This window comes from Ewingella sp. AOP9-I1-14 (assembly GCF_052375995.1).
Taxonomy (GTDB): Bacteria; Pseudomonadota; Gammaproteobacteria; order Enterobacterales; family Enterobacteriaceae; genus Ewingella; species Ewingella allii.
In genome coordinates this window covers 886872-903646 of record NZ_JBQSVA010000002.1, presented here as the reverse complement: position 1 = coordinate 903646, position 16775 = coordinate 886872, and the positions used below count along the sequence as shown (strand labels likewise).

Annotated in this window: 11 protein-coding genes and 1 pseudogene; 3 read left to right on the top strand and 9 right to left on the bottom strand. The window is 58.2% G+C overall.

The genetic code is table 11. The features are described 5' to 3' along the window. The first annotated feature begins 50 nt into the window (after positions 1-50). A complete protein-coding gene (gene trpC / locus ACT3RT_RS09375) occupies positions 51-836 on the top strand; it encodes an indole-3-glycerol phosphate synthase TrpC (protein WP_485901776.1) in 786 nt (261 codons plus the stop codon). Between the two features lie 107 nt (positions 837-943). Here trpC and ACT3RT_RS09370 read toward each other — a convergent pair whose 3' ends face one another. The 3 genes from ACT3RT_RS09370 to ACT3RT_RS09360 all read right to left on the bottom strand — a co-directional run bounded on the left by ACT3RT_RS09370 (position 944) and on the right by ACT3RT_RS09360 (position 2869). Next, positions 944-1798 carry a helix-turn-helix transcriptional regulator gene (locus tag ACT3RT_RS09370; protein ID WP_496202854.1) on the bottom strand — a complete coding sequence of 285 codons (855 nt, stop codon included), beginning with the start codon at positions 1796-1798 and terminating at the stop codon, positions 944-946. Between the two features lie 20 nt (positions 1799-1818). Continuing rightward, a complete protein-coding gene (locus ACT3RT_RS09365) occupies positions 1819-2445 on the bottom strand; it encodes a YbhB/YbcL family Raf kinase inhibitor-like protein (RefSeq protein ID WP_396130121.1) in 627 nt (208 codons plus the stop codon). A gap of 154 nt (positions 2446-2599) precedes the next feature. Continuing rightward, on the bottom strand, positions 2600-2869 hold the full coding sequence (locus ACT3RT_RS09360; RefSeq protein ID WP_154146284.1) for a hypothetical protein: 270 nt from the start codon (positions 2867-2869) through the stop codon (positions 2600-2602). Between the two features lie 187 nt (positions 2870-3056). On the opposite strand from ACT3RT_RS09360, the gene ACT3RT_RS09355 reads away from it, so the two are divergent. Both ACT3RT_RS09355 and ACT3RT_RS09350 read left to right on the top strand, forming a co-directional pair. Next, a complete protein-coding gene (locus tag ACT3RT_RS09355) occupies positions 3057-3347 on the top strand; it encodes a hypothetical protein (RefSeq protein ID WP_485901769.1) in 291 nt (96 codons plus the stop codon). 134 nt (positions 3348-3481) lie between these two features. Continuing rightward, on the top strand, positions 3482-3931 hold the full coding sequence (locus tag ACT3RT_RS09350; RefSeq protein WP_485901767.1) for a GFA family protein: 450 nt from the start codon (positions 3482-3484) through the stop codon (positions 3929-3931). A gap of 83 nt (positions 3932-4014) precedes the next feature. Here ACT3RT_RS09350 and msrA read toward each other — a convergent pair whose 3' ends face one another. The 6 genes and pseudogenes from msrA to ACT3RT_RS09320 all read right to left on the bottom strand — a co-directional run bounded on the left by msrA (position 4015) and on the right by ACT3RT_RS09320 (position 16720). Beyond that, the gene (gene msrA, locus ACT3RT_RS09345; protein WP_496202853.1) at positions 4015-4734 is read right to left on the bottom strand and encodes a peptide-methionine (S)-S-oxide reductase MsrA; all 720 of its coding nucleotides are present in this window, start codon (positions 4732-4734) and stop codon (positions 4015-4017) included. A 20-nt stretch (positions 4735-4754) separates the two neighbouring features. Continuing rightward, positions 4755-6494: a cytochrome c biogenesis protein DipZ gene (locus ACT3RT_RS09340; protein WP_496202852.1), complete on the bottom strand. Its 1740-nt coding sequence runs from the start codon at positions 6492-6494 to the stop codon at positions 4755-4757. A 362-nt stretch (positions 6495-6856) separates the two neighbouring features. Next, a complete protein-coding gene (locus ACT3RT_RS09335) occupies positions 6857-7192 on the bottom strand; it encodes a biofilm/acid-resistance regulator YmgB/AriR (protein WP_353501202.1) in 336 nt (111 codons plus the stop codon). Beyond that, on the bottom strand, positions 7173-7466 hold the full coding sequence (locus tag ACT3RT_RS09330; RefSeq protein WP_353501203.1) for a hypothetical protein: 294 nt from the start codon (positions 7464-7466) through the stop codon (positions 7173-7175). Before ACT3RT_RS09330 ends, ACT3RT_RS09335 begins: the two co-directional genes overlap by 20 nt. A gap of 157 nt (positions 7467-7623) precedes the next feature. Further along, positions 7624-7869 (bottom strand): regulatory protein YcgZ, encoded by a 246-nt coding sequence (ycgZ, locus tag ACT3RT_RS09325; protein WP_100937849.1) that lies wholly within the window; start codon positions 7867-7869, stop codon positions 7624-7626. A gap of 273 nt (positions 7870-8142) precedes the next feature. Further along, positions 8143-16720, bottom strand: a pseudogene (locus ACT3RT_RS09320) (GH36-type glycosyl hydrolase domain-containing protein). Positions 16721-16775: the final 55 nt, after the last annotated feature.

The window sequence follows — 16775 nt, the reverse complement described above, 5'->3', positions numbered from 1 at the left end:
TACGCATAATCAAAATTTCTAAGACCTATCACCTGAATCTGGAGAGTACCGTGTCAGACATCCTTGCCAAAATCATCGCCGTGAAGCGTGAAGAAGTCGCCTCAGCGAAAAAAGCGGTTTCCGTGGCGCAGCTTACCGAGCAGGCTGCCCAGCAAAATCACCGTGACTTTGTGGCGGCTCTGCGCAGTAAGCGCGACGCGGGCGTGGCGGGGGTGATTGCCGAGGTGAAAAAGGCCAGTCCTTCGAAAGGTTTGATTCGTCCGAATTTCATTCCCCAAGAGATTGCCGCTTCTTACGAGAAGGGCGGCGCAGCCTGCCTGTCAGTGCTGACCGATGAGCAGTTCTTCCAAGGCAGCGCGGCTTATCTGGCCGAAGCCCGTGCCGCCTGTGGCCTGCCGGTGCTGCGCAAAGACTTTATGGTTGACCCTTATCAGGTGCTGGAAGCGCGTGCAATGGGCGCTGACTGTATCCTGCTGATTGTCTCCGCGCTGGAAGATGCTCAGATGCAGGAGCTGGAAGCGCAGGCCCACGAGCTGGGGATGTCGGTGCTGGTGGAAGTACACGACGCCGAAGAGCTGGAGCGTTCGCTGAAGCTGACCACGCCGCTGATTGGCGTCAATAACCGCAATCTGCGCACTTTCGAAACCACCATTGAAACGACCATTAGCCTGCTGACTCAGCTGCCGTCAGATCGCATGGTGGTCACTGAGTCGGGCATTGCGACCCGCGAACACGTGATCCGCCTGCGCGAAGCCAAGGTCAACAGCTTCCTGGTGGGCGAAGCCTTTATGCGTGCGGAAGATCCGGGCGCAGAACTGGCGAGAATGTTCTTCTGATGAAATAAATCATTGGGGAAATTGATTTTACAAGGTTATGGCTCCGCACTGCGCGGAGCCATTTTTTTATGCGGTTTTTAGGCCGCAGGAAATGGTTGGATTGTGTCTTAGCGTATGTCGGCCGGTGAGCAACCGAAACGCTGTTTAAAACGCAGGGAGAAGCGCGAACTGGCGCGATAGCCGCAGGCATCGGCGATCTGCGACAGGCTCCAGCGGGTGGTTTGCAGCAGGGTCATGGCGTGGTGCATACGGATGTCCTGCAACAGAGTGCGGAAGCTGGTTTGCTCTTCCACCAAACGCCGCCGCAGGGTGGCTTCGCTCATCGCCAACTGCTGGCTGGCACTGGCCGCCGTCCAGGCAAATTCGGGAGCGGCGGACATCAGCGCGGTCAGTTTACTGCTCAGCGGTTCTGAGGATCGCGGCATAAACAGCACGCCGCGTTCGGCCAACGCAATCAAGATGCCGGTCAGGCGATGCTGCTGCACGGCGGGGCTGGGCAGCGGCTGTGCGTCATTGCCGATGCCGCGCAGGCAGTGCTCTAAGGTGTCGCGCAGTTCATCATCCAGTGGCACAGTTTTGAAGCCCGCCAGTGGCGTAAGGCTTGCGACCAGCGCCGAGTGATCGCGGTAAAACGCGGCGATCACGGCGGGAGAAAACCCCAGATAGAGGGAAGAGAAAAAGCCTTTTTCGGCATCGGGGCGCTTACTGACGTGGGTCAGCGTGTGCTGGGCAACCACTACAAGATGCTCGGCGTTATCCAGCTGGAGGAAAGCGTTTTGCTGATGGCGCAGGGTCAATTGCCCTGAACGCACCAGCAGGATCGACGGCTCGAAAAAGCGAAAATCGGCGATTTGGTGTGGGTGCTGCAAGTAGGGCTGAGCCATGGAAAATAGCCGGCTGTGGTCAGCCGGCCACTGAACGGGCAGGGGAGCGCTGCTATTTTCTTGATTTGAAGGCTGCATTCTCTCTCCTGCCTAAAGGCTTAGCGCACGTTCGGGTTCAGGCTGTAAGTGCCGGTCAGGCTGGCGGAGGCCAGAACGTGGCCTTCCAGCGCGGCCAGTGCGTCCGGGCCGTAGAACTTGGTTGGCAGTTCCAAATGTGGAATGTCCAGTGCGTAAAGGGTGAAAACGTAATCATGAACGATTTCATCATTCCACGGCGGGCAAGGGCCGTCGTAACCGTGGTAGTCGCCCCCCATGTTTTCGTCATCGCCGAACCACGCGGTGTAGCCATTAATGCCGTGGCGCATTGCCGACTCGGCAGGCAGCGCCGGTTTACCTTTTGGCGTGACGGCGTCGCTGTGGCTGCCTGCGGCAATGTCTCGCAGGTCGGCAGGAATATCGACTAACACCCAGTGGAACAGGTCGGCGCGCGGCAGGGAGGCGGGCACCACTTTGCCTTCCTGATTCACATTGTCGAGGCTGGTCGGCACGTGCGGATCAACACATACCAGTGCGAATGACTGGGTGTTGGCCGGTACGTCGCTCCAGGCCAGATGCGGGTTCTTATTGCTGGAAAGCGTCAGATGAGTAGCGGCATCCGGTACGGCAAAAGCAAATTGGCCGGGAATAGCGGCACCATTCTCAAAACTTTGGCTGGTCAATTTCATGGGTAAATCCTTTATAAGCCGGGGGCGAGACTTCCCCGACAGAGCGTGACTGTGAGCCATGAGTATAAAGAGAATGCCGCCGACGTGAGTCACTTAACCCGTCAGATTACTCACCGTTTCACTCAATATGACGGGAAAGGTGATTTTGCCCGGCTTATTCCAGCGATCTACGCCAAAGATAGAACGCCAGCGCCGCCGGAGGCAGGAAGATCAGCAGCATAATGGGTAACTCTTCGCCCACGCCGTAGCCCGCTTGCAGCACGCCGCCCAGCATGTTCGCCAGCGCCACGCCCAGCCACACCACAATAAATGTCCACAGCCCCCAGCCATTCAGGGCGGGAGTGCGGCGCGAAAATAATTTAACCACCAGATAAAACAGTGCCAGCAGCAGGTAGCCACTCAGCAAAAACAGCAGGGTGCGCATCGATAGTTTGACTCATTGTGAATTTGAATAATTCCGTTTGTAACTATATTGCCACTGAATGAAAAATACGGGAATGGGGCGCAACATCTTTCTTCGCTATCAGCGTGATAGAAGGGACGAATTCAAGTTAATCTGATTGCTGCCGTTATCTACTCTTTAGAGAGTGCTCACTTTATTTGGAATGATTATGAAACCTCACAGCCTTTTGGTGATTGCCGCCTGCCTGCTGGCGGGCTGTTCCAGCATTGATAAGCCAGTGGGCGCGTCGGTTTACCGGCCACTCAACGCCAGCGGCATCACCGGCGAAGCCAGTTACACCACGTCAATCCTGCCGCCGCTAGAGCGTAGCCGCCGACAGGACACCTTTAAGAAAGTCCACGACTTCTGCGGCGGTAAGTACGACATCACCGGCGAAAGCAATGACGGCCACGACGTGCACCTGGCGTTCTTGTGTACCAATAAGGTCAGTTATCAGTAGGCCTCGGCAGCCTCTTTTTATGCAGTGCGTGATCGTCCTCATACGATTAATCTTAGGTCCATGCTTTTGTTTAAAAGTTTGTAATACTAAGAGCATCTTGAGGTTGAACATGTTTGCAGTGAAAAGGAAAAACCATGTCCGAACAAAACGTTAGCCACAGAGGCCACTGCCGCTGTGGCAAGGTGGAGCTGACCATCACCCACCCGCCAATCATGACCGCCGCCTGCCACTGCACCGGCTGCCAGCGTATGACCTCTAGCGCGTTTTCCATGGGAGCTTTAGTCCCCGCCGACGCCTTTGCCGTCACGCGCGGTGAGCCTGAGATTGGCGGCCTACACGGAGAGTCCAATCACTATCACTGCGGCCATTGCAAAAGTTGGCTGTTCAGCCGACCAACCGGCTTTGAAACCATTGTGATTGTCAAAACGGTGATGTTCGACGACCTGCGAGATTTGCCACCCTTTATGGAAACCTGGACCAGCGAGAAGCTGCCTTGGGCCAGCACGCCTGCCGCCCACAGCTACCAGCAATTCCCGCCGCCAGCCGACTTACCTAAGCTTATCCAGCAGTTTGCCAGCCGTTAATCGGCTGCGCTAAACGCGCCAAACAAAAAGGGCGCAGCCGGAATTGCCGACTGCGCCCTTGTTATTGCTGCTAAACACTTACATTACAGCACCGGATCATCCTGATAGCGCGAGGCGAACAGTTTCTTCAACTGAGCCAGCTTCGGCATATCGTTGATGGCGATATAAGGGTTGTCCGGGTTGAGCGTCATGTAGTTCTGGTGGTAATCCTCTGCCGGATAAAAGTGATTTTGGCTTTCGATTTTCGTCACCAGCGGCTTAGAAAACGCATGGCTGGCGTCTAACTGGGCGATGTACGCCTTGGCGACTTTCTCCTGCGATGCACTCAGTGGGAACAGCGCCGAGCGATACTGCGGTCCGCTGTCCGGCCCCTGACGGTTCAACTCGGTAGGGTTGTGCGCCACGGAGAAAAAAACCTGTAGCAGGTCGCCGTAGGAAACCTGCGTCGGGTCGAAGGTCACCTGCACCGACTCGGCATGCTCGGTTTTGCCACTGCTGACAGTTTCATAATCTGCCGTTAACGCCGTGCCGCCGGTGTAACCCGCCACCACGTTGGTTACGCCTTTCACATGCTGGAATACCCCTTCGACACCCCAGAAACAGCCACCGGCGAACAGCGCGGTTTCACTGTGCGAGGTGGTAGCAGGCGCTTCGTTTTGCACCGGCGGGGCAATGGCGACGGCCTCTTCCGCGCCGCCAAAGGACCAGGCAATGCTGCACCACATCAGCGCGGTGATGGCGATAAAGATGCCCCAGACACCGGATCGGCGCAGGGAAGAAAATCGTTTATGAGTCGTTTGCATTCGGGTTGCCTCGCAGGTTTTTAACCAAAGGTGAAGGCGTAAGCCGCCACGCCGCTGTCTAAGAATTCAATGGTGAAGCTGTGGTCGCCCTGATTATCCGACTGGCGGATCAGCTGATATAAACGCTGGTCAGTCACCACGCCGTCACCTTCTGGAGAGATATCCGTGCCGTGCATCGCGCCCGGCGCTTTGCCGTCGAGCAGCACTTTGAAATGCACCGGCTTGCCGTTTTTCCCCGGACCCAGCACAAAGTGCAGATCACGCGCATGGAACTGGTAGGAGATGCGCCCGGCCGGGCCATTCAGTTGAATGTTCTCGCCGCCGATGGTCCAGCGACCTGCCAGCCCCCACGAGTTCAAATCCAGATGCGTTGGCAGGGTGTAATCCGCCGGGGCATCGCTCACCGCGCTCTCTGAGACAAAGTTCTCGGCGCGCATATAACCCAAATAAGTCTCTGGAGAGAGTGGGGCGCTGTTCTGGTCAGCCGCCTGCTCGACGCCTTGACCCTGCACCTGACTGAGGGTGGTGGTGACGTTTTTGGCTCCCGCTTCGCGCAATAGCTGTTGGATCACCTGCTCGGACTGGGCGTAATCCCCTTCACCGAAGTGGCTGTGGCGAATCTGCCCCTTGGCGTCGATAAAGTAGTGCGCAGGCCAATATTGGTTGTTGAAGGCGCGCCAGATGCTGTAGTTGTTGTCGATAGCAATCGGGTAGTCGATGCCCAGCTTCTGCGCTTCTTTGGTGACATTATTGATGTCGCGCTCGAAGGCGAACTCCGGCGCGTGGACGCCAATCACCACCAGGCCCTGATCGCGATATTTGTCCGCCCAAGCTTTAACGTAGGGCAGGGCGCGCAGGCAATTGATGCAGGAGTAGGTCCAGAAATCGACCAGCACCACCTTGCCGCGCAGAGACTCCGCCGTCAGCGGCGGCGAGTTCAGCCACTGTACCGCGCCGTCGAGGGAAGGCATCGGGCCTTGGTTATCCAGCAGCGGCGCGCCGTTTTCAGTGCTGACCGAGGCGGTTTTAACAGGGCCATTGGCGCCGAATTTGTTGATTAAGCTCTGCTCGAAGCCCCCCGTAGAGGCGGTGGAAATGCGCGCCAGCACGCCGGTATCCAGCCCGAGGGAGATTGCCACCACGCCGAGCAGCATTGCGGCACCCAAGCCCCGGCGGATCCACTCGCCTGCGCCCAAAGAGCGTTTCATGGCGCTAAACACTTTGCCGCCAATCAGCAGGGCCAGCGTCAATGACGTCACGGCCCCCGCCGCGTAGGCCAGCAGCAGCAAGGTTGAGCCAACGTTAGCCCCTTGCAGCGCCGCGCCGGTCAACACCAAGCCTAAAATCGGTCCCGCGCAGGGTGCCCACAGCAGGCCGGTGGCGATGCCGAGTAAAAATGATGTACCGACCTGCGGCTTCTTGCCGACGGTCAGAGCATTGGTCATGCGATTTCCTGCTGATACCAGCGGGTGCATCATGCGTTCGCCAATGCTTGGGAACAGCAGCGTGACGCCAAACACCGCCATCAGCACCAGCGCCAGCCAGCGACCATATTGGTTAGCCTGCACCACCCAGCCGCCGCCCACTGCCGCCAGCGTCGCCACCAGCGTGAAGGTCAGCGCCATCCCCGCCAATAAAGGCAGGCCGGTGCGGGCGAAGGATTGGTCTGAACGCGCAAACACGAAGGGCAGCACGGGTAAAATACAGGGGCTGGCGATGGTCAGCACGCCACCGAGGTAGGCAAGGATAAGGATCAGCATGGTGTTTCCTCACAGCAGGATAAGGGCACAAATTTTTATTGTTTTGGACGGTGACAGCTTCGCACGCTGTTATCCTGCCAAACCAACAAGGGCCAATGAATGACGGCTGAATGACAAAAATGTCATAAACACCGCTCTGATTTTATTCTGCCTGCAATTGAGGTGTTAAAGGGGGGGGGCACGAAAAGTTTAAGGTTGTCACTGATGTATAAACGGTTGTTTTTGGAGTTGTTTGTGGCGCGAGGAGTGGGGCAGAGAGTGATCGAAGGAGAGGGAGGATTAAACAAAAAACGCATCCCAACATTGTCCAAAAATGGCTAATGTTGGGATGCGTTTACAATAACGCTGGGCTGCGCCCGCGATTAAAACACCGCGTCGTCAGGCGTAATGCCGACCACCAGTTCCAGCGCGTTGCGCAGGATGTCGAGCTGAACAACATCGTTGGTAGTTTCAAGCTGCATGATCAGATGCAGAATAATGTCTTTATTCGTCACTTTGCCGCGCTGGGCCAAGATGGCGCGGATGGCGCCGCCCAGCGCTTCAGTTTCGGAGGAGTACATATCTCCTGATTTAGCAAAGTGTTGGTAAACATGGTGCTGTGTGACTTCGTCGGAAATTGACCCCATGCCTCGCGTGGCGTTGGTGTCTTGGTGCTCAAGCATATCCAAATCGGTGGTGTTAGTGCTTTTTACGTTCATCGGATGGCCCTTCAGCATTAAAAAAGTGTCGCACGTTGTCCGTGCTGTAGATTTCGTAAGTGAACCGCCCCTGCTGGTCTTTCGCACCGTGGCGGATCTCGTTTATGACCTGTTCGCACATCCGTTTCCGTTGAGGGTCATTCTCGCGGCCAGCCATAAATTGCAGCTGGGTGAGAAGACGCTCAATGGAAATGGCGCTCTTAGACTTGAGCAGGGCGACGACGGCTTCGCCCAGAAGCAGGTCCGTCAGTTTTTCATCTTCACTTCTAAACATAGTAATGACCTCTAATGCCTTACCTGGACAAACGCATATCGGTGTCAGGCTCAGAGTTGCTCTCTAGCCCCTCTCCCTAAACGCACGTGCGTTAATGGGGAATGACGGTGCATCAAGAGGAAATACGGTCGTGCCAACATCTCAAAGTGGTTTGATTCTAGGCGTCGCGCTCAAGTACCAGCTGCAGGCAGGCTAAATAGTGTTTTTCCTGCTCGCCAGACTTGGCGGTTTCAATTCGGTTTAACAGCTTATCGCACAGTGCTTTACGGTTAAGATTTCTGCCAGCCGTTAAAATCTCAACGACGATCTGCCCCATGGTTTCTTCTTCTGAAAACAGCACCTCGGTGGAGAAGTGTGCCGCATCCATTACAGACAGATTTTGCTTCGAATTTGATTGCTGCATATGTTCCCTCACCCTTCAAATATATGGCTAATAGTCACCTGCGTGACGACAAAGCTATACAAGAATCTAAAACCTGTACAGGCTTGGTCGCACTAAATGATCAAGAATCGCGCGAGGGTGGGAAGATTTGTAAGCAAAGTAACTATTGTATCTTTATGAAATCATTCATTTATTTTTGAAGGATACAGAATAGTCTTAAAGCGGGGAACCGACCTGAGGGGCCTTCTCCTTTTTAGGGAGAAGGCTGAGATACGCTGAAATAGGGAAAGTGAATTACTCTGCCAGCCAGACCTCCACCTGATGATTTACGCCATCATCCCGCGCGGGGATCATACCGTCAGATACAGGTTGCCCGTCCATCACCACCTGATAGCCATTTTCGCCGCGTTTCACCGTGATGTGGTACTGGCTGCTGCCCTGTTGATAGGTCAGGCTGACCTGCGGCCAGTCGGCGGGCAGGCGGGTATGGATGGAGATAAACTCGCCGTGGCGCTTAATGCCCAGCAGCGACTCGGTGATCAGGCGATAGGTCCAGCCCGCTGAGCCGGTGTACCAGCTCCAGCCGCCGCGCCCGTTGTGCGGATCGACGGTGTAGATGTCGGCGGTGATGACGTAAGGCTCGACCTTGTAACGGTCTACCCCTTCGGCATTCAGGCTGTGGTTGATCGGGTTGATGAGCGACATCAGCTGCCACGCCCGTTCAATATCGCCCATTTCGGCGAAGGCCATTACGGCCCAGATCGCGCCGTGGGTATACTGCCCGCCGTTCTCCCGCACGCCCGGCAAGTAGCCGCGAATGTAGCCGGGGTTTGGCCCGTCGCCGTTAAACGGCGGGGTGAGCAGGCGAATCAGCCCGGCCTGATCATCCACCAAACGGTTATCCAACTGTTTCATCGCCAGCTGGCTGCGTTCGGGGTCGCCCGCGCCGGAAAGTACCGACCAACTCTGGGCGATGGCGTCAATCTGGCACTCATTGTTGAGATGAGAACCCAAGGTTTCGCCGCTGTCGAAGTAGCCGCGCAGGTACCATTCGCCGTCCCACGCGTTATCGTGCAGGTTCTGTTTCAACGTCGCCGCCTGCTGCTGGCACAGGGTGACGATGTCGGATTTGCCCAATCTTTCGGCCAGTGCCGCAAAGCGCTGCAACACGTTGTAGAGGAAGAAGCCCAGCCAGACGCTCTCTCCCTGCCCCTTAATGCCGACGTTGTTCATGCCGTCATTCCAGTCCCCCGCGCCCATCAGCGGCAGGCCGTTTTTGCCGAAGTTCAGGCCATGTTTGATGGCGCGCATCCCGTGTTCGAACAGTGATTCATTGAGGTTGCTGAGGGTCGGCTGCTCGTAGAAAGACTCCTCTTCCGGTGCCAGCAGCCGCGCTTCGATATAGCCCACCGGCTGGTCGGCAATCGCCACGTCCCCCGTCACTTCAATGTAGTGGCACATCGCCAGCGGCAGCCACAGATAGTCGTCAGAGCAGCGCGTGCGCACGCCGTTGCCTGACGGCGGATGCCACCAGTGCTGGACGTCACCCTCGGCGAACTGGCGGGACGCACAGAGCAGGATCTGTTCGCGCATCCGCTCCGGCGCGGCGTGGGTCAGAGAGAGGGTGTCCTGCAACTGGTCGCGGAAACCAAAAGCGCCGCCGGACTGGTAGTAGCCGCTGCGCGCCATAATGCGGCAGGCCAGCGTCTGGTAAATCAGCCAGCCATTGGTCAGTAGGTTGACGGACGGCTCCGGCGTGTGGATCTGAATTTTATCCAGCACCTGATGCCAGTGGTGGTGAATGTTGTCCAGCTCGCGGCGGGCCGCGTTTTCATCAAGGAACTGGCGGATCAGCTGTTCAGCGTCCTGCGCGTTTTGCCCAAGGCCGAGGGTGAAGACGAAGGTGCGCTGGTCGCCGTCAATCAGCGTGGTGGCCGACTGCACTGCGCCACAAGGGTCAAGCCCAGCGCCGGTTTTGCCGGACAGACGCTGAAGCTGCATCGCCGCCGGGGCGCGCGGAGAGCCGTTGAGAGCCGTTGCGCCCCAAGAATTCGCGCCGGTCGCCACTCACCGAGCAGTGAACGCCGGTGACGGCGAAGAAGGCGGTGCGCTCCGAGCCATTGCTGCCGTAGTAGTTGGTCGCCAACACGCCGCAGCCTTTGTCCACCGAGGCGCTGCGCGTCATCACGTGCATGGCGGATTTCGCCCGCAGATCGGCCATGATCCATTCGACATAGCCCGTAGCCGACAGCTTACGCGGACGGCCCGAGCTGTTGCTCAGAGTTAGAATAAACAGTTTCACCGGCGCGTGTTCCGCCACCAGCACGGTTAACTCGCTGTCGATGCCACTCTGGCGATGCTCAAAGCGGCTGTAACCAAAGCCGTGGCGGGTTAAATAGTCGCCGTCGCCGCGAACTGGCAGCGGCATGGGCGACCAAACTTCGCCACTCTCTTCGTCACGCAGGTAGAAAGCCTCGCCGGAGCCGTCGGTCACCGGGTCGTTTTCCCACGGCGTCAGGCGATATTCGTGGGCGTTTTCAAACCAGGTGTAAGCCTGCCCGCTTTCGGAGATCACCGTGCCGAAGTTGGCGTTGGCTATCACGTTGGACCAAGGGGCAGGGGTGTTTTTGCCCTCTGGCAGCAGGATTTGGTACTCGCGGCCATCCGGCGAGAAACCGCCCAGGCCGTTGAAGAAGCTCAGCGAGTGAGTGTCAAACTCGCGCGGCGCGTGCAGGTTCTTCGGCAGAATCGACATCGGCACCAGCAGCGGCTGAATGTTCTGCGGCTGCTGCATTTTTTGGTTGAACTGGTCAAGCAACCCGCCGTGGCGGTCGTCGAACCAAATGCTGGCGACGCTCATCAGCAGGGTGCGGTCTTCCGAGGTCATGTGCTCGCCTTTGCGCACGAAGATGCCGCCCGGCTTGTCCATCAGGCTCGACTCGGCACCGGCCGCCACGCGGCTCATGATCTCATTGTGCAACTCTTGCTGATAGCCGCCCTGATCGTTACTCAGGATCACCAAATCCACGCTCAGCCCTTTTAGACGCCAGTAGTTATGGGCACGAATCAAATGCGTGACCATCAGGATGTTCTCCGCACTGGTGATCGACAGCAGCACGATCGGCAAGTCGCCGGAGAGCGCGTGGCCCCACAGGCCGGACTGCCCGCGACGGTTCCGACCCAAGGTTTGGGCATCGGCGCGCAGTTCGGCGCTTGGGAACAGCACCGCGCTGGCCAGCCGATTGTAGAAGTTGGCGTCATCCTCATTGGCGTTTATCTGGCGCAATGTCACCTGACTGTGCGACCAGGCCAGCTCGAACACGCGGTCGGCGATGTTGTGGTCACGGTATTTCTCCATCATCGCCAGACTAAGGTGGCGCTCAGGGGTGATGCCGTAAACCATATCGATCACCAGCGGCACGCCGGGCTTGAGCACCACCCGCTGGCGGATAGCGACGATAGGATCCAGCACCGGCCCCGCGCTGTTGCCGAGCGGGCCGGGGTTGGCCAGCGCCTGTGGGTCAGCGGAAGTATGCCCACGGCCAATAAAGGCGGCGCGGTCAGTTTCAAACGAGGTTTCGCGGTCGGTCGGGCCATGAATAGCCAGCATGTGGAACAGCCACGGGCAGGCCTCGTTCTCCTCACGCGGGCGGCGGTGGCACAGAATGCCTTCGCGATCGGCCACCAGCTCGGTCTGGATAAACAGGTTGCTAAAGGCCGGGTGGGTGAGGTCATTGGCGGCCGGGGCCAGCACCACTTCCGCGTAAGTCGTTATCTCAATGACGCGCGGCTGGCGGCCTCGGTGAGTCAAGGTCATGCGGCGAAGTTCGACGTCATCTTCCGGCGATACCACGATTTTGGTGTGCATGATCAGCTGGCCTTCGGTGCGCTTGAACTCCACGCTGGCATCGGTAAACACTGCCTGATAAAGACTGGCCTTTTGCCCCATCGGCTGCCATGCGTTGCTCCACACCTCGCCGGTCTGTGGGTCACTGATATAGCAGAAGGTGCCGCGCTGGTCACTAGTGGCATCTTCGCGCCAGCGGGTCAGCGCGAGATTGTGCCAGGTGCTGTAGCCGCCGCCCGCCTGCGTCAGCATCAGGTGGTAATGGGTGTTCGACAGCAACTGTACTTCGGGAATAGGGCTGTCCACATTGTTGAATTCGCGAATATCCACATTCACCGCCTGTAGCGAACCCTCCACCGATTCAAACTGGCGGCGCGGGCTGTAGAGATCTACGGCGTCAGGCACGCGCTCTTGCAGCAGCAGGCGCGCCGACTGGAATGAGGTATTGGCGGCGAAGCGATCGACCATCGGCGCGTCGAGCAGCAAATGCGACAGCGCGAGGAAGCCCATACCCTGATGGTGCGCCATATAAGAGCGCACAATCACGTAGCTTTGCCCACGGTTGAGGCGCGACGGGGTGTGGTCCAACGCCTCGTAGAAGCCATACTGGCCGCGCGCGCCCAGCGCCTCCAGTTCCAGCAGGTTGCCGCAGGCTTTTTGCGGCTCGACTACCAGCGCCATCAGCGTGGCATACGGGGCGATCACCATGTCTTCGCCCAAGCCGCGCTTCAGGCCCAGGCCCGGCACGCCGAACGCGTGATACTGGTAGTTATGGTTGGGGTCGAAGGAGGCGTAGGCCGATTCAGAAATCCCCCACGGCACGCCGTGCTCGTTACCCCAGTCAATCTGGCGTTTCACGGCGGCGCGGCACATCTGCACCAGCAGGGTGTCGGGATAGCCCGGCATCACCAGCTGCGGCATCAGATATTCAAACATCGAGCCGCTCCACGACATCAGCGACGGCTTTTTGTCTATCTGGGTAAACAGCCTGCCGAGGGCAAACCAGCTTTTCTGCGGCAGTTGGTTGGTGGCAATGGTGAAGTAGTTGGTGAGGCGAATCTCCGAAGGAAGCAGGTCGTAATGGCCGCTATCCAGCTTATTAATGTCGCAGTTATAGCCGACACTCAGCAGGCTGGTGGTGGTGTTGTAGAGGAATTTGAAGTCCATCCGCGCATGGTCGGCGAGGCGTTTTTCCAGTTCGCTAATCAGCACCAGCCGCTTGCGCGCCAGGGTGACGGTCAGCGCGATTTTGGCCCGGTTCAGCCCCGGCACCTTGCCTTCCAGCTGAGACAGCCAGACCAGCGAAGGCAGCACTTTGCCCCTTGGCTCTTGCTGCATCCAGCCATAAAGCAGCGCCCACTCTTGGCAAAATTCGCTCAGTTGTACCTTGAGCGCACTCAGCCAGCGCATGTCGCCATTGGGTTCTAGCAGCAGCGTCGAGGTCAGAGTCAGCATGGCATTTAGCTCATTGAACACCTGATGCTGCGGCAGTCCGCTGGCGTTAAGCCAGTGCTGACGCAGCGGCTTGAGGGTTTCCCGTTTGCCGGTCCCCGCGCCGCTTTCCACCAGATAGAGGGTGTCTTCGATCCCCGCCAGTACCTGTTTGATGTCAATCGCGGGCAGATGGCGCAAGGCCGCCAGCCCGGTGCTCAGAGTGAGCAAGTGCCCGGCCAGATTGCCGCTATCGACGCTGGAGATATAGCGCGGATTGAGCGGCGCGAGGGTGCGGGTGTCATACCAGTTATAGAGGTGGCCGCGATAGTGCTCGAGCTTGTCCAGCGTATCCAGCGTATTGGTGGTGCGCAGCAGCAGATCGCCCTGCGTGATATAGCCGAAGTCCATCGCCGTCATGTTGGCCAGCAGCGACAGGCCGATATTGGTCGGCGAGGTGCGGTGAGCAATCACCGGCTCCGGCACCTCCTGATAGTTATCCGGCGGCAGCCAGTTCTCGTCTTTATTCACGAAGGTGGCGAAGAAGGCCCAGGTTTCGCGGGCGGTCTGGCGCAGGAAGCGGCGCTGTTTCAGGTTGATATCCGCCTGAGGCTTGCCCGGCGTTTTGCTCATCCAGCTCAGCAGGCGCGGCGCGAAGAACCACAGGACGCCCAGCGGCACGGCGAGCGTCATATACAGCGGGTTGAAGTGCAGGGTCAGCAGCACAAACAGCACTCCGGCCAGCGGATTGACCCACATGGCGCGGTAGAAGTTTTCCGGCGACAGCGAATAGCGGGTTTTACTGGCGTCGAAGCTGGCCCACTCGTTGAGATGCTTATGGCTGACAGCCAGTCGCCACAGGGTGACCACAATGGCTTTCAGGTTGTAATAGCTCTCGTGCGGCAGCGTGCTGAGGGTCAGTAACAGGTGCGACAGGCGGGTCAGCGTCGAGGCCAACACGGTTTTGACATGCTGCAACAGCGGGCGTCGCGGACCTTTATTCAGCAGGTCTAACAGCAGCGCCACCGCCGTCGGGAATAGCAGCAGCGTGGCGATAAAGCCCAGCCAGTAGGCCGGATTGGGCACTATCGTGATAGTGCAAAACAGCATCACCAGCAGGCTTGGCGCCACCAGACTGCGGCGCAGGTTGTCGAGCAGTTTCCAGCGCGACAGGGTACTTAGCGGGTTGGCGTGGCGCGTGCCATCGGCCCGCCGCACCCGCAGGCGCAGCCAGTTGAGCAACTGCCAGTCGCCGCGGATCCAGCGCGAACGGCGCGCCGCGTCCACCAGATAGTTGGCCGGATATTGCTCATACAGCACCACGTCGCTCAGCATGCCGGAACGGGCGTAGCAGCCTTCCAACAGGTCGTGGCTGAGCACCAGATTTTCCGGGCAGGTGTTGTGGGTGGCCTGAGTGAACATATCGACATCGTAGATGCCCTTGCCGACAAAAGATCCCTCGCCAAACAGGTCCTGATAGATGTCTGACGACATGGAGGAGTAAGGATCATTGCCCGGCTTACTGCTGCTCAGGGCGGCGTAGCGCCCCTGACCGTAGCGCGGGATCTCCTCGGCCAGTCGCGGTTGCAGGATGGCGTAGCCCTCGACCACTCGACCAAGTTCAGCGTCAAAAATCGGATGGTTGAGCGGGTGGGCCATGGCGGCAACCAGCTGATGGGCCGTGGCGCGGGGCAGCACGGTATCGCTGTCGAGGGTAATGACGTACTTCACCTTGGAGAGCTGTTGCTGAGTGGCACCAATCACGGTGGAGAAGGCGTTGCTCTGGCCACGCAGCCAGTGGTTAAGGGCGCTCAGCTTGCCGCGTTTGCGCTCATAGCCCATCCATACGCCTTGCGACGGGTTGAACTCACTTTCGCGATGCAGCAGGCTGAACAGTCCGTCGGGTGCCTGCGGATAGCGGCGATTGAGCAGCTCGATTTGCGCCGTGGCGTATTCAAGCAGGCGATCGTCGGCGTCGCGATAACGGGTGTTACTGTCGTGAAAATCGGCGATCAGGGCGAAATAGAGGTGAGCGCGGGTGTTACCGAGATAACAGACTTCGAGGCTGTTGACCAAGGTGTCAATCCCCGCGCGGCTGCCGAGCAGGCAGGGAATGGCCACCAGCGTGCTGAAGCGTTCGGGGATCTCTTTGGAGAAATCCAGCCGTGGCAAAGGGTGCGGCGTGCGGCTGCGGGTGGTGGCTTCGCTCAGTAAACTCATCACAAACTGGCTACAGACAATCACAATCGGAATAGCCAGCAGCCACAGCGGCCAGGTCATGCCTCGATCGTGGGTGTGCAGCAGCAGATCGGCGGTGAGGGCGGTGATTAGCAGGCTCAGGCTGCCCAGCCATGAAAGCAAAGGGGTTTTGTTGAGCTGCTGGCGAAAACGGCTGAGAGCTGAATAGCGGATATCCAGATGCTTCTCGAGCGCGTCGCGGCCTTTATCCACCAGAAAATAGCCGACGTGGCGCATGCGGCTGTCCGGCGGCGCGGCTTGGGTCAGGGCAATCACCTGCCGGGCAACGCCGGCTTCATCATAAATACAGTGGCGCGCCAGCATCTCAATCACGTGGCGATAATTATCGCGGGTGTCGAAGTGCATGGTCGGATAAATGCCCGCCGGGTCCTGGTGCAAGATGCTCTCCACCAGACTCATGCTTTCGGCGAAGTCCGCCCAGTCCATCTCATTCAACTGGCGCAGGCCAATAATGCTGTTACTGACGGAGAGCTGGCTGACGGCTAACTGCTGGTTGAAACGGGCAATCAGCTCAGAGGTGGTCAGGCCGACCTCGGTCAGACGCTGCTCAATCCAGGTCAACGGCAGGGCCAGCATCGAGCCGTGGCCTTGCAGTCGGCGCACTAACTCGGCGACAAAGGCACTGGTGCGCGGCGGGTTGGTGCGCGCCATGTCGGCGATCACGATGATCAAACGCGCCGGGTCGTTTTCGGCGGTGTCCTGCATTTTGTTCACCCAGCGGTCGGCCAGATTGCGCTCTTGCTGGGCCTTCGCCACGTCGATACTCACTCGCCGCAGATTCTCAATCAGCGCCAGACGCAGCATGCCGGGCAGCGCCCACAGCTCGCCCAGTTTCAGCGGCGTGACTTTCTGGTAGGCGGTCATAAAACGCGTCAGGGTGGTGGCATCCCAGTGGCCGTCGCTGTGGGCGATAACCTCGGTAGCGATGTCATAGATGCGCGGGCAGTTGTGCGGCGCAGCCAGCGCGGGCAGGCCTTTACCGAAGTTTTTCGGCAACAGCTGACGCACCAGGCGAATCTGTTCTTCAATCAGATAAAAGTTATCGAGCAGCCACTCGCCAGCCGGGGCGATGCTTTTTTTGTCGCCCGTGCTGAGGATCTGACAGTTACGCGTCAGCATGGTTTCATTGGCATCCAGCCGTTTGAGCAGGTAATAAGGCGCTTTTTTGCTCGACAGCTTATGGGATTGCGCCAGTTTTCGGCCGTAGCGCTCCATCTGATCTACTGAGAATAACTCCGCTTGAATGGCGGAAGTTTCCTGATTTTCTTTCGTACTACCGGCTGAAACCGGCTGATCTTTATGACTTTTAAACCAATCACTGAACGGGATTTTCACGCAAACATTCCTTATGCGTACGCAAAAGGACAGGCTTAGACACGACGATGTGGGT

Excerpts from the sequence above, each read along its gene's own strand:
- ACT3RT_RS09370 (WP_496202854.1), bottom strand. The coding sequence starts at position 1,798 with ATGCAGCCTTCAAATCAAGAAAATAGCAGCGCTCCCCTGCCCGTTCAG.
- ACT3RT_RS09365 (WP_396130121.1), bottom strand. The coding sequence starts at position 2,445 with ATGAAATTGACCAGCCAAAGTTTTGAGAATGGTGCCGCTATTCCCGGC.
- ACT3RT_RS09360 (WP_154146284.1), bottom strand. The coding sequence starts at position 2,869 with ATGCGCACCCTGCTGTTTTTGCTGAGTGGCTACCTGCTGCTGGCACTG.
- ACT3RT_RS09355 (WP_485901769.1), top strand. The coding sequence starts at position 3,057 with ATGAAACCTCACAGCCTTTTGGTGATTGCCGCCTGCCTGCTGGCGGGC.
- ACT3RT_RS09350 (WP_485901767.1), top strand. The coding sequence starts at position 3,482 with ATGTCCGAACAAAACGTTAGCCACAGAGGCCACTGCCGCTGTGGCAAG.
- msrA (WP_496202853.1), bottom strand. The coding sequence starts at position 4,734 with ATGCAAACGACTCATAAACGATTTTCTTCCCTGCGCCGATCCGGTGTC.
- ACT3RT_RS09340 (WP_496202852.1), bottom strand. The coding sequence starts at position 6,494 with ATGCTGATCCTTATCCTTGCCTACCTCGGTGGCGTGCTGACCATCGCC.
- ACT3RT_RS09335 (WP_353501202.1), bottom strand. The coding sequence starts at position 7,192 with ATGAACGTAAAAAGCACTAACACCACCGATTTGGATATGCTTGAGCAC.
- ACT3RT_RS09330 (WP_353501203.1), bottom strand. The coding sequence starts at position 7,466 with ATGTTTAGAAGTGAAGATGAAAAACTGACGGACCTGCTTCTGGGCGAA.
- ycgZ (WP_100937849.1), bottom strand. The coding sequence starts at position 7,869 with ATGCAGCAATCAAATTCGAAGCAAAATCTGTCTGTAATGGATGCGGCA.